The sequence below is a fragment of the Halobacterium sp. CBA1132 genome, from assembly GCF_001485535.1.
Lineage (GTDB): Archaea > Halobacteriota > Halobacteria > Halobacteriales > Halobacteriaceae > Halobacterium.
Window position 1 is genome coordinate 2,241,658 of the sequence record NZ_BCMZ01000001.1, and the last position, 12,853, is coordinate 2,254,510.

At 67.8% G+C, this 12,853-nt stretch carries 12 protein-coding genes; 10 read left to right on the forward strand and 2 right to left on the reverse strand.

The genetic code is table 11. From position 1 onward, the window contains the following. The first annotated feature begins 22 nt into the window (after positions 1 to 22). The 10 genes from AVZ66_RS11825 (at position 23) to AVZ66_RS11870 (ending at position 8,790) form a co-directional block, all read left to right on the forward strand. Positions 23 to 655 carry a V-type ATP synthase subunit E gene (locus AVZ66_RS11825; protein WP_058984277.1) on the forward strand — a complete coding sequence of 211 codons (633 nt, stop codon included), beginning with the start codon at positions 23 to 25 and terminating at the stop codon, positions 653 to 655. Beyond that, positions 652 to 1,701 carry a V-type ATP synthase subunit C gene (locus AVZ66_RS11830; RefSeq protein WP_058984278.1) on the forward strand — a complete coding sequence of 350 codons (1,050 nt, stop codon included), beginning with the start codon at positions 652 to 654 and terminating at the stop codon, positions 1,699 to 1,701. Before AVZ66_RS11825 ends, AVZ66_RS11830 begins: the two co-directional genes overlap by 4 nt. Beyond that, the gene (locus tag AVZ66_RS11835; RefSeq protein WP_058984279.1) at positions 1,698 to 2,039 is read left to right on the forward strand and encodes a V-type ATP synthase subunit F; all 342 of its coding nucleotides are present in this window, start codon (positions 1,698 to 1,700) and stop codon (positions 2,037 to 2,039) included. Before AVZ66_RS11830 ends, AVZ66_RS11835 begins: the two co-directional genes overlap by 4 nt. Next, on the forward strand, positions 2,036 to 3,787 hold the full coding sequence (locus AVZ66_RS11840; RefSeq protein ID WP_058984280.1) for an ATP synthase subunit A: 1,752 nt from the start codon (positions 2,036 to 2,038) through the stop codon (positions 3,785 to 3,787). The genes AVZ66_RS11835 and AVZ66_RS11840 overlap by 4 nt, the downstream gene beginning before the upstream one ends. After that, positions 3,787 to 5,205 (forward strand): ATP synthase subunit B, encoded by a 1,419-nt coding sequence (locus AVZ66_RS11845; protein ID WP_058984281.1) that lies wholly within the window; start codon positions 3,787 to 3,789, stop codon positions 5,203 to 5,205. Before AVZ66_RS11840 ends, AVZ66_RS11845 begins: the two co-directional genes overlap by 1 nt. Positions 5,206 to 5,295: 90 nt before the next feature. Beyond that, positions 5,296 to 6,006, forward strand: coding sequence for a lycopene cyclase domain-containing protein (locus tag AVZ66_RS11850; RefSeq protein ID WP_058984282.1), 711 nt, complete (start codon positions 5,296 to 5,298; stop codon positions 6,004 to 6,006). After that, positions 5,997 to 7,025, forward strand: a complete 1,029-nt coding sequence (locus AVZ66_RS11855) for a Brp/Blh family beta-carotene 15,15'-dioxygenase (protein WP_058984283.1) — start codon at positions 5,997 to 5,999, stop codon at positions 7,023 to 7,025. The genes AVZ66_RS11850 and AVZ66_RS11855 overlap by 10 nt, the downstream gene beginning before the upstream one ends. A gap of 62 nt (positions 7,026 to 7,087) precedes the next feature. Further along, positions 7,088 to 7,771: a V-type ATP synthase subunit D gene (locus AVZ66_RS11860; RefSeq protein WP_058984284.1), complete on the forward strand. Its 684-nt coding sequence runs from the start codon at positions 7,088 to 7,090 to the stop codon at positions 7,769 to 7,771. A 56-nt stretch (positions 7,772 to 7,827) separates the two neighbouring features. Further along, a complete protein-coding gene (locus AVZ66_RS11865; RefSeq protein WP_058984285.1) occupies positions 7,828 to 8,217 on the forward strand; it encodes a DUF6276 family protein in 390 nt (129 codons plus the stop codon). Positions 8,218 to 8,322: 105 nt separating this feature from the next. Then, complete coding sequence (locus tag AVZ66_RS11870; protein WP_058984286.1) at positions 8,323 to 8,790, forward strand: TRAM domain-containing protein; 468 nt, start codon at positions 8,323 to 8,325, stop codon at positions 8,788 to 8,790. On the opposite strand, the gene AVZ66_RS11875 is transcribed toward AVZ66_RS11870, so the two are convergent. Beyond that, the gene (locus AVZ66_RS11875; RefSeq protein ID WP_058984287.1) at positions 8,787 to 10,643 is read right to left on the reverse strand and encodes a hypothetical protein; all 1,857 of its coding nucleotides are present in this window, start codon (positions 10,641 to 10,643) and stop codon (positions 8,787 to 8,789) included. The genes AVZ66_RS11870 and AVZ66_RS11875 overlap by 4 nt on opposite strands. A 91-nt stretch (positions 10,644 to 10,734) precedes the next feature. Continuing rightward, on the reverse strand, positions 10,735 to 12,804 hold the full coding sequence (locus AVZ66_RS11880; protein ID WP_058984288.1) for a hypothetical protein: 2,070 nt from the start codon (positions 12,802 to 12,804) through the stop codon (positions 10,735 to 10,737). Between the last annotated feature and the right edge of the window lie 49 nt (positions 12,805 to 12,853).

Genomic DNA, 12,853 nt, shown 5'->3' on the forward strand with positions numbered 1-12,853 from the left:
ACCACCGTCCCCCCTCTCATCTATGAGCTTGGAAACAGTAGTTGAGGACATTCGAGACGAGGCCCGCGAGCGCGCGAAGGAAATTCGGTCGGATGCCGAATCCCGCGCCGACGAGATTGTCGCGGACGCCGAGGCCGACGCCGAGGAGATTCTCTCCGAGGCCGAAGCCGAGGCCGAGCGCGAGATCGAGCGGGAGCGCGAGCAGCGCCTCTCCAGCGCGAAACTCGAGGCCAAGCAGATGCGCCTCGAAGCGCGCCGCGACGCCCTCGAGGACGTCCGCGAAACCGCCGAGGAGGAAATCGCCGCCATCGACGGCGACGACCGCGAGGAACTCACTCGCGCCCTCCTCGACGCTGCGGCCGACGAATTCGACGCCGACGGCGAGGGACAGAGTCCCTCGGGCAATCGGACGCAGTCCGATGACGCCGACGTCAGCGTCTACGGCCGTGCGGACGACGAGGCACTCATCTCGAACATCCTCGACGACTACGACGGTTACGAGTACGCCGGCGAGCACGACTGTCTCGGCGGCGTCGTTGTCGAGAGCGAGACGTCCCGGGTCCGGGTGAACAACACGTTCGACTCGGTCATCGACGACGTCTGGGAGAACAACCTGAAGGAGATCAGCGCGCGCCTCTTCGACGAGGAGCAATGAGCGTGTACGGGTCGGCAAACTACGAGTACGTGGTCGCCCGCGTCCGCCACCGCCGAGCCAGCCTGTTCAGCGACGACGAGTACCGGAAACTGCTCCGCATGGGCACGGGCGAAATCGCCCGGTTCATGGAGGAGACCCAGTACGAGGACGCGGTGAACGCGCTGGGCTCGCGGTTCAGCGGCGTCGACCTCGTCGAGCACGCGCTCAACGAGACGCTCGCGGACGACTTCCAGGACTTGCTGCGGTACAGCGAGGGCCGGCTCTACGAGCAGGTCGTGCGCTACCTCCGCAAGTTCGACGCGTGGAACGTCAAGACCGTGCTGCGCGGCCTCTACTCGGGCGCCAGCGACGACGAAGTCCGCGAGGACCTCATCGACGCCGGCGAGTTCGAGGACGAGTTCCTCGACCGCTTGGTCGCCGCCGAGTCCATCGAAGCGGTCGTCGAGTTGCTCGACGGGACCCTGTTCGAGACGTACATCGACGCCGCGTTCGAGGCCTACGAGGAGTCCGGGACGCTGGTCCCGCTGGAGAACGCGGTCGACCGCGCGTACTACGAGAACCTCGTGCCCGACGCCTCCGTTCGCGGCGAAGCAGCGCAGCTCTACCGCGAGTTCCTCGAAGCCGAAATCGACTTCCGGAACGTTCGGAACGCGCTGCGGCTGGCGCGGTCGGGCGCCGACGTCGACCCCGCCGAGTACTTCATCGACGGCGGCGCGCTGTTCAGTCGGAAGGAAGTCAGCCAGCTCGTCGCGGACCGCTCGGCACTGGTCAACCGCATCCGGGAGAGCAAGTACGGCGACGAGCTCTCGCGAGCGCTCGACGAACTGGAGGAGGCGGACAGCCTCATCGGCTTCGAGCACGCCCTCGACCGGGCGCTGCTTGAGTACTCCGACCACCTCTCGTACGTCTACCCGCTGTCGGTCTGTCCGGTGCTGGCGTACGTGCTCGCGAAGGAACGCGAAGTAGACAACATCCGCGCCATCGCTCGCGGCCGGGAAGCCGGCCTGAGCGAGGCGGAAATCGAAGAGGAGCTGGTCATCCTATGAGCCAGGAGATCGCAGTCGTCGGCAGCCCGGATTTCACTACCGGGTTCCGGCTCGCGGGCGTTCGGAAGTTCGAGAACGTCCCGCAGGACGACAAAGACGAAGCGCTCGACGATGCAGTCGAGTCGGTGCTGGAGGACGACGACGTCGGCATCGCGGTGATGCACGACGACGACCTCGACGCGCTCTCGCGGCGAGTCCGCGAGGAAGTCGAGACGAGCGTGGAACCGACGTTCGTGACCATCGGCGGCGGCGCCGCCGGCGGGAGCGGGCTACGCGACCAGATCAAGCGGGCCATCGGGATCGACCTGATGGCCGAAGAAGACGAATCCAACGAATGAGTCAAGCAGAAGAAATCACTGACTCCGGCGTAATCGAGAGCGTGAGCGGTCCGGTCGTGACCGCCACGGACCTCGACGCCCAGATGAACGACGTCGTCTACGTGGGCGACGAAGGCCTGATGGGCGAGGTCATCGAAATCGAAGGCGAAGTAACAACCATCCAGGTCTACGAGGAGACCTCGGGCATCAGCCCGGGCGGCCCCGTGGACAACACGGGCGAACCCCTCACCGTCGACCTGGGCCCCGGCATGCTGGACTCCATCTACGACGGCGTCCAGCGCCCGCTCGACGTCCTGCAGGGCGAGATGGGCGCGTTCCTCGACCGCGGTGTCGACGCGCCCGGCATCGACCTGGAGAAGGAGTGGTCGTTCGACCCCGTCGTGGAGGAAGGCGACCACGTCGAGGCCGGTGACGTCCTCGGCACCGTCGACGAGACGGTCAGCATCGAACACAAGGTTCTCGTCCCGCCGCGCAGCGACGGCGGCGAGGTCACCGAAGTGAACGACGGCGAGCACACGGTCGACGAGCCCGTCGCCGTGCTCGACAGCGGCGAGGAAATCGCGATGCGCCAGGAGTGGCCGGTTCGGCGTGCGCGTCCCTCGAAGGACAAGCACACGCCGCGGACGCCGCTCGTCACGGGCCAGCGGATTCAGGACGGCCTGTTCCCGCTCGCGAAGGGCGGGACGGCCGCGATTCCGGGGCCGTTCGGCTCCGGGAAGACGGTCACCCAGCAGCAGCTCGCGAAGTGGTCCGACGCGGACATCGTCGTCTACATCGGTTGCGGGGAGCGCGGCAACGAGATGACGGAAGTCATCGAGGACTTCCCCGAACTCGAGGACCCTCAGACCGGGAACCCGCTGATGGCGCGGACGTGCCTCATCGCGAACACGTCGAACATGCCGGTGGCGGCCCGCGAGTCCTGCATCTACACGGGCATCACCATCGCGGAGTACTACCGCGACATGGGCTACGACGTGGCGCTGATGGCCGACTCCACCTCGCGGTGGGCCGAGGCCATGCGCGAAATCTCCTCGCGCCTCGAGGAGATGCCGGGCGAGGAGGGGTACCCCGCGTACCTCGCCGCTCGCCTCGCACAGTTCTACGAGCGCGCGGGCCTCTACACCACCCTCAACGACGAAGAGGGGTCGGTGTCCGTGGTCGGCGCGGTCAGCCCGCCGGGCGGTGACTTCTCCGAGCCGGTCACTCAGAACACGCTGCGCATCGTGAAGACGTTCTGGGCGCTGGACGCGGACCTCGCCGAACGCCGGCACTTCCCGGCTATCAACTGGAACGAGTCGTACTCGCTGTACAAGGACCAGCTGGACGACTGGTGGCGCGAGAACGTCTCCGAGGACTTCCCGGAGGTCCGGCAGTGGGCCGTCGACGTCCTCGACGAGGAGACAGAGCTCGAAGAGATTGTGCAGCTGGTCGGCAAAGACGCGCTGCCCGACGACCAGCAGCTCACTCTCGAAGTCGCTCGCTACCTCCGTGAAGCGTGGCTCCAGCAGAACGCGCTCCACGACGTCGACACCAACTGTGAGCCCGAGAAGACGTACAAGATGCTCACAGCCATCAAGACGTTCAACGACGAGGCCTTCGACGCGCTCGAAGCCGGTGTCCCCGTCGAGGAGATTCAGAACGTCGACGCGGCGCCCCGCCTCAACCGCATGGGCGTCCAGGAGGACTACGACGAGTACATCGAGGAGCTGAAAGACGACCTCAGCGAGCAACTACGGGACCACTACTAATGAAAGAGTACAAGACAATCTCCGAAGTCAGCGGCCCGCTGGTGTACGTCGACATCGACGAGCCGGTGGCCTACGACGAGATGGTGGAGATCGAGACGCCCGACGGCGAAGTCAAGCGCGGTCAGGTGCTCGAATCCAGCGACGAGTTCGTCGCGATTCAGGTCTTCGAGGGAACCGAAGGCATCGGGCAGGACGCCTCGGTGCGGTTCCTCGGCGAGACCCTGAAGATGCCCGTGACCGAGGACCTCCTCGGTCGCGTGCTCGACGGCTCCGGTCAGCCCATCGACGGCGGCCCGGACATCGTGCCCGAGGAGCGCCGCGACATCGTCGGCGAAGCGATCAACCCCCACGCGCGTGAGTACCCCGAGGAGTTCATCCAGACGGGCGTCTCTGCCATCGACGGCATGAACACGCTCGTGCGCGGGCAGAAGCTCCCCATCTTCTCGGCGTCGGGGCTACCCCACAGCGACCTCGCGCTCCAGATTGCGCGACAGGCCTCCGTGCCGGAGGAAGAGGAAGCTGGCGACGAGGACAGCGAGTTCGCCGTCGTCTTCGGCGCGATGGGTATCACCGCCGAGGAAGCCAACGAGTTCATGGAGGACTTCGAGCGCACCGGCGCGCTCGAACGCAGTGTCGTCTTCATGAACCTCGCGGACGACCCCGCAGTCGAGCGGACGGTCACGCCGCGGATGGCGCTCACGACCGCGGAGTACCTCGCCTTCGAGAAGGACTACCACGTCCTCGTCATCCTGACGGACATGACGAACTACTGCGAGGCGCTGCGCGAGATCGGCGCGGCACGCGAGGAGGTGCCCGGTCGGCGTGGCTACCCCGGGTACATGTACACGGACCTCGCGCAGCTGTACGAGCGCGCCGGCCGCATCGAGGGACGGGACGGCTCTGTCACCCAGATTCCCATCCTGACGATGCCCGGCGACGACGACACGCACCCGATTCCGGACCTCACTGGCTACATCACGGAGGGCCAGATCATGATGGACCGCGACCTGAACAGTCAGGGCGTGACGCCGCCCGTGAACGTCCTCCCGAGCCTCTCGCGGCTGATGGACGACGGTATCGGCGAGGGCCTCACGCGCGGAGACCACGGCGACGTCTCCGACCAGCTGTACGCGGCGTACGCGGAAGGCGAGGACCTCCGCGACCTCGTGAACATCGTCGGTCGCGAGGCACTCAGCGACCGCGACAACCTCTACCTCGACTTCGCGGACCGCTTCGAGGCGGAGTTCGTCGACCAGGGCTTCGACACCGACCGCAGCGTCGAGGAGACGCTGGACCTCGGCTGGGAGCTGCTCAGCCTGTTCCCCAAGGAGGAGCTCAACCGCGTCGACGAGGAGCTCATCGAGCAGTACTACGTCGAGGACGAGGCCGAGGCCGAAGAGGCCGCGGCCGCCGACTGACCGCCGCGTTCGCGGCGTGTCGTCCACGTATCTTTTGCGAACTGACGCGACCGGACAGTCGCGACTGTGCGACTTCGAGGGGACGCGCTGATGGCGACGTACCTCCAGTTCCTCGCCGCGTTCGTCGCGCCGCCGCTAGTCGCGCTGGCGGCGCTGCGCGTCCGTAACCGCCGCGAGGACTGGTGGTCGCTGGCCGGCGTGGGCGTCCTCGTCGTCCTCGCGCTGGCGTACACGACGCCGTGGGACAACTACCTGATTCGACGCGGTGTCTGGACGTACGGCGAGGACGCAGTGCTGGCGACGCTGTGGCTCGCGCCGGTCGAGGAGTACGCGTTCGTGGCGATGCAGACGGTCGTCGCGGGACTGTGGGTGCAGGTCATCGCTGGACCGCCGGACGCCGAGTTCCGCCCCTCGAAGCGGGACGCAGCGGTCGGCGCGCTCGCGGGCCTCGCGGTCACGGCGTCGGGCGTCGCGTTCCTCGGCGCGGCGAGCACGTTCTACCTCGGCGCGATTCTGGCGTGGGCCGGCCCCGTCCTCGCGATGCAGTGGGCCGTCGGCTGGCGGTACCTCCTCGAACGCCCGCGCGCCGTCGCCGCGGGCGTCGGCGTGCCGACGCTGTACTTCGCCGTCGCCGACCGCCTCGCGCTCGCGGACGGCATCTGGACGATTTCACCGACGTACAGCACCGGCGTCGCCGTCGCGGGCCTCCCAATCGAGGAGGGCGCGTTCTTCCTCGTGACGAACCTCTTCGTCGTGCAGGGACTGCTGCTCTACGACTGGGTGGTCGCACGATGGGCGTGAACGGACTGGACGAGGCGGTCCGCAACACGCTGGCGTGGCCGGCGCTGGCCGCTGGCTGGGTCGGGGTCGCCGTCGCGGCGCTCCCGACGCTCGCCGGTGTGGCGTTGCCGACGGCGGTCCGGTACGCGCCACTGATTGCGAGCGTCGTGGTGTTCGGCCTCCCCCACGGTGCTATCGACTACGTGGCGCTCCCGCGCGCAGTCGCGGGCCGCGTGACCCGGCGGTGGCTCGCAGTCGTCGGCGCACTCTATCTCGTGCTCGGCGGCGCGTACGCTATCGCGTGGTTCGCGTGGCCGGTCGCGGCGGCGCTGGCGTTCGTCGGACTGACGTGGCTCCACTGGGGGCAAGGCGACGTCTACCCGCTGGCCGTGCTACTGGACGCAGATTATCTTGACTCGCGCGCGCGACGCGTGGCGACGGGCGTCGTCCGCGGCGGCCTCCCGATGCTCGTGCCGCTGCTGGGCCACCCCGAGACGTACCGCGACGTGGTGGCGGCGTTCGCCGCGCCGTTCGGCGGCAGCGTCGGCGACCTCTGGCTGTTCGCGCCCGACGCGCGGCTCGTGCTCGGCGTCGGCTTCGCCGCCGTAACCGTCGTGACGCTGGCTGCGAATCGACTCGCAACGACCGAATCGCCGCCGACCGCGTGGCGCGTCGACGCCGCTGAGACACTGGGGTTGTGGGTGTTCTTCCTCGTCGTCCCGCCCGTATTCGCGGTAGGCGTCTACTTCTGCCTGTGGCACGCCGTCCGCCACGTCGCGCGCGCAGTCGCCGTCGACAACGGGTCGCGGCACGCGCTCGCTGCGGGTGACTTGCGCGGACCACTGGCCCGATTCGCGCGCGAAGCGGCGCCGCTGACCGTCGCCGCGCTCGCACTGCTGGGCGGGCTCTGGGTCGTCGTGCCGAACCCGCCGACGACGCTGGCCGGCGGGGCCGCGCTGTATCTCGCATTCGTCGCAGTGCTGACGCTGCCCCACGTCGCAGTCGTGACGTGGATGGACCGCGCGGCAGGACTGCTGTAGCTGGCGGCAGCGACAGGAAACGTTTACCTCCCTCCGTCCAGAAGTCCCCGCCAAGAGAACAGATGGCCCAGGACATCAAACCGACCCGGAAGAACCTCATGGAGATCGAGGACCGAATCGAACTCTCCGAGCGGGGCCACGACACGCTCGAGCAGAAGCGCGACGGCCTCATCATGGAGTTCATGGACATCCTCGACCAGGCACAGGACGTCCGCGAGGACCTCGAAGCCGACTACGAGACCGCCCAGAAGAAGATCAACATGGCGCGCGCGATGGAGGGCGACATGTCCGTTCGAGGGGCGGCCGCGGCGCTCGAAGAACACCCCGAGATTACCGTCGAATCCCGGAACATCATGGGCGTCGTCGTCCCGCAAATCGAGTCCTCGAAGGTCCGCAAGAGCCTCGACGAGCGCGGCTACGGCATCCTCGGCACGAGCGCGCGCATCGACGAGGCCGCGGAAGCCTACGAGGAGCTCCTGGAGTCCATCGTGCTCGCGGCGGAAGTCGAGACCGCGATGAAGAAGATGCTCACGGAGATCGAGACGACCAAGCGCCGCGTGAACGCGCTCGAATTCAAGCTCCTCCCCGAACTCTACGAGGGCCAGGAGTACATCGAGCAGAAGCTCGAAGAGCAGGAGCGCGAGGAGATTTTCCGCATGAAGAAGGTCAAAGCGAAGAAAGAAGAAGACGAGGAAGAGGAAGAAGAGGCGGCCGAGCAGGCGGCCGAAGAAGCGCTCGCAAACTGAACGCGGCTTCGGCTTTCGTCCGCGCCGGCTAAGTACCGCGCGCGCAACGTCGAGGTATGAGCTGTCCGAACTGCGGCGGCGACCGACTCCAGTTCCCGATTCCGGACGCCGTCGCCGAGTTCCTCCCCGACGACCGGCCGGCGGCGACGCTGTGTACGATTTGTCTCCGGGTGTCACCGGCCGACGAAGCGCCCGACGCGTACCCCGACTTTTCGAGCGTCAGCGACGCGTTCCCCGACGGCGAAACCGGCGCCGTCGTCGCGTGCCTGTTGGCGTTACTCGACCGACTAGTCGTCCACCGCAGCGAGGCCGAAGCGGTCGCGACGGAAGCCGAGCGCCGCGGCGTCGACGTGTTGCTCGTGCTCGACCGGCTCGCCGCCGACGCCGGCCTCGACCCACACATCGACCTCGAACGGCGGCGCCGCCAGCTCGAACAGCTCATCTAGGGACGCGGCCGGCCGTTGCCGGCGAGCGCGCGGGTGCGCTGACGCCGCTCCGGGACGGCGACGGCGTGCCGCAAGGGTTTAGCCGACCGGCCAGTAACGGCCTGTATGGCTGACTGTCCACTCGCCGACGAATGCCCCAGTTTCCAGGAGCAAATCGAAGGGATGGGGTGCCAGCACTACGGCGACCGCGGCGGGATGGAGTGGTGCAACCACTACAACCAGCCCATCGAGGACCTGAAGACCGCGCCCGTGGTACCCGGTCAGGAGGTCGTGCTGGAAGTCGACGACATGCACGAGAGCGGCGCTGGCGTCGGCCGGCAGGAGGAGAGCGGGTTCATCGTGATGGTCGACGGCGTGCTGCCGCCGGCGCGCGTGAAAGCCGAGGTGACGAAAGTGAAGCCGAACTACGCTCGCGCGGACCTCATAGAGAAGCTCCCCGACGAGCCGGACGACGAGGACGGCGAAGTGGACGAGGACGCCGAGGAAGACGCCGAAGCCGAAGACGCGGCCGACGAGGACGACGAAGAAGGAAGTGAGCGCCTCGGCAGCCGCGAGAACTTCTGGGGTAACTAGCGGAAGCGTTCGACCGAGAGGTCGTCGGTGAGGTGGACTTCGCCGTCGACGAGGACCGGAACGCCCGAGTCCGCGAGTAGTTCTTCGAGCACGTGCTGTGAAAGCGCCGTCTCCGTCACGGATGCGTCGTAGACGTCCGCGGGAGCGTCAGTGTACGTGTACGAGGCGAGCGCGCCGATTCCACTGTCCGCGTGTGGGAAGTGGTGGACAGACAGCGGCCACGGCGCAGACGCAGTGCCGGTGTCGACCGCGGGGAGGACAGAGATGGCCGACTGGCTGTGCCGGAGGCTGCTCCGGTCGTCCCCGAGGATGGTGTGGAAGAACGCACTCACGCCCGTCTTCGCGAGCGTCCGCGTGTCCAGCACCCCGTCCGGACACACCATCCCGTCGTCCGTGACGTGCCCGACGAAGTGGAGGTAGTCCGTCTCCTCGTAGAGCGCGTCGCGGAGTTCTGCCGTCGATAGCGACCGCGACACACGCACGTCCGTCTCCCGATACGGGTGACTGTCGAACAGGGAGACGTCCCCCTGTTGGAGGCGCGCGTCGTTGAAGACGACGTGGACGTCCAGCGCCCCGTCGCCTTCCGTCGAAGAGAAGGGGCGCTGGAACGACCCGACAGTCGGGTTCGCCGCGTCGACGGCGGAGCTCGACGTGACCCACGAGTGGCCGGGCGTCTTCACGTCGTCCGGCACGACGACGGCAGACGGCGAGGACTCCGGCGTGGCCGACCGGACGAGCACGCCGTCGGCTTGGAGCGCGTTCGGTGACGGCGTGAGTTCCGCCGTCGACGCCCGCTGGGGCGGACTCCGCACCAGCGCGAGTTCGTCCACCAAGTACGGCAGCGCAGCGGCGTACGACGGCGCCGCCGCCACGTCCGCCGTGTAGTGCCACGCCACCAATCCCTCCGTCGCCGACCGCGGAATCCGGAGGTACGCCGCCGTTCGCTCCGACAGCGACAACTCGAACAACCGTTCGCGGTCTAGCGCCACGCGCGCGGTCAGTTCCTCGGACATCGCCGTCTGGAACGGGTAGACGCCGGCTTCCCGCACGACGCAGTCCAGCGTGAACACGTGCTCTAAGACCGAACGCACGCTCTCGGCCAGCGCTCGCGAATCGAGTTCGCGAGTCTCCCCGTCTGCGACCACTCGCGGACGACTCCCCGGGAGGACACTCGCACCCAGATAGTACGCCAGCGGTGCGACCGTGTAAATCGCGCCGTACTCCGGCGGGACTTCGATTCGAACGCCCGTCTCCGGGGGTTCGACTTCCGCGGGTACGTGGAGCGCGTCACCGAGTTCCAGAGCCGGCGGGTGCCCGCGTAGCGTCGGCCACGACCGGTCCGGCGTCTGCGTCTTCAGCGCCGACCCGAACGTCGACACCGCACGCATCAAATCACGCGGGTCCTCCGTCACCGTCACCGTCCCCGCCGGCGACTCGTGCATCGACCGCACTCCCAACACCAGCCGCGTCGCCTCGCCGAAGTCGAGGGTCGCGCGACTCTCCGGGAACCGGACTGTCGGTTCGGCGTCCTCGATGCGAACGTACAGTTTCACGCCCGGTGGCGAGAAATCCACTTCGTACGTGTCCCGCGGCAGTTCGTCGGCAGGCTCCTCTGACGTAGCGCGGTCGACGACCTCGCCGTCTCGCCAGAATATGACATCGGTGAACGCCGGCGTCCCGAGTTCCGCGGCTTCGACCGCGACAGCGGCGTCGACCGGCATCGTGAACGCTTCGGTGCTCGCCGATTCGGGGTCGACCGGCCGGTCCGTGCGGAGCGGGAACTGCTCGCCCGCGACCTCGTCCCGGACGACCACGCCCGGCTCGCCGTCGAGCGCGTCGACGCGAATCGTCACGTCGCTTCGCCCCGGTCGCCCGTCGCCCCTCGAGCCATACCGGATTGTCAGCGGGTGCAACTAAAAGTATGCTGCCCCCGGAATCCGACAATCAACTGAAGTCCGCCATCGTGAGATTCGGCGTGTAACGGAGTTCGCCGTCGACGAGCATCGGATGAGGTGACACGTCGAGCGAGCGCTCCAGGTCCGCACGCGGGAGTTGCTCGCACCGAACGCGGCCGCTGGCTATTATCGCGTCCGTCGTCGCGTACGTCGAGTGGACGAACGCCCCGATGCCGTGGACGCCGTACGGGTAGTACCGGCCAGTCACCGGAATCGGGTCGGTATCCGCGTCGAACGCCGCGGTATCGGTTTCGTAGAGGAACGGAGTCCCCGTCTCGCTCGCTCGGAACGCGAGCGTTCCGCTGCCGAGAATCGCGTACCGGTCGCGTCGCAGCCCGGTTCGGCCGAGGACGTCGAGCGCCGCGTACAGCGGGAACCCGCTGTCCAACAGCATCGAGACCGCGTGGCCGGCACGGCCCGCGTCGTCGTCGGAGACATCGTCGGCCGTGGCGATGCCACCGACTGCGCCCGCCGTCAGTAAGGCGCGTCCCTGCTCGTAGGAGCGACAGCCGTTCAGGAAGAACGCCTTCACCCCCGTCTTCGCCAGCGTTCGCGTGTCCAGCACCCCGTCCGGACACACCATCCCGTCGTCCGTGACGTGCCCGACGAAGTGCAGGAAGTCCGTCTCCGCGTAGAGCGCCTCGCGGAGTTCTGCTGTCGACAGCCCGTGCGACACCCGAACGTCCGTCTCGGAGGCCGGGTGGATGTCGTAGGCAGTCTCGTCGCTGGCTTCGAGGCGTGCGTCGTTGTAGACGACGTGGATGTCCAGTGGTCCGTCACCCGTGGGCCACTCGAACCCGCGCCGGAACGACCCCACTGTCGGGTTCGCCGCGCTCGGTGCGAAGTCTCCCGCGACCCACGAGTGCCCGGGTGTGTCGGCGTCCTCCGGGACAACTCCCGAAAGGGGGTCGGGTGTCTCGCTGGTGACCGACCGGACGAGCGCGCTGCCGGCCTGGAGCGCGTTCGGTGACGGCGTGAGCTCCACCGTCGACGTCCGCCGCGGCGGACTCCGAACGACTGCCAACTCGTCCACTAAGTACGGCAGCGCAGCGGCGTACGACGGCGCCGCCGCCACGTCCGCCGTGTAGTGCCACGCCACCAATCCCTCCGTCGCCGACCGCGGAATCCGGAGGTACGCCGCCGTTCGCTCCGACAGCGACAACTCGAACAACCGTTCGTAGTCCAACGCCACGCGTGCTTCCAAGTCCTCGGAAGCCTCGGTGCGAAAGGAGAAGACGCCGGCTTCCCGCACGACGCAGTCCAGCGTGAACACGTGCTCTAAGACCGACCGAACGTCCTCGGCCAGCGCTCGCGAGTCGAACTCGTAGGTTTCGCCGTCGGCGACCAGTCGCGACTGATTCCCCGGGAGGACAGTCGCGCCCAAATAGTACGCCAGCGGTGCGACCGTGTAAATCGCGCCGTACTCCGGCGGGACTTCGATTCGAACGCCCGTCTCCGGGGGTTCGACTTCCGCGGGTACGTGGAGGTGGCTCCCCAGCTCGATTGCGGGGGGATGTCCCCGCAGTGTCGGCCACGACCGGTCCGGCGTCTGCGTCTTCAGCGCCGACCCGAACGTCGACACCGCACGCATCAAATCACGCGGGTCCTCCGTCACCGTCACCGTCCCCGCCGGCGACTCGTGCATCGACCGCACGCCGAGTACGACCCGCGTCGCGTCACCGAACTCGAGGCGCGTGTGGCCGTCGACGAACTCCACGGCTGGTTCCGCACCTTCGACGCGAACGTACAGTTTCACGCCCGGCGGCGAGAAGTCGACCTCGTACGTACCCCGCGGCAGTGGCTCGACCGACGCGGCTGACTCCGCTCGGTGGACGACCTCGCCGTCCCGCCGGAAAATCGCGGTGACCGCCAGCGGCGCGGAGAACTCTCCCACATCGAGTTCGACAGCGGTGTCGACCGGCATCGTGAACGCGTCACCGTTCGCCGCTGTGGGTGCGACCGGCCGGTCGGTCCGAAGCGCTATCGCTTCGCCCTCCGCCGTGTCGGCGACGCGAACCCCGTGTTCGTCGTCGTCGAGCGCGTCGACGCGAATCGTCACGTACGACGACCCCGGCCCGCGGCCGTCCCTCGCCTCATTGGTGGAGGAA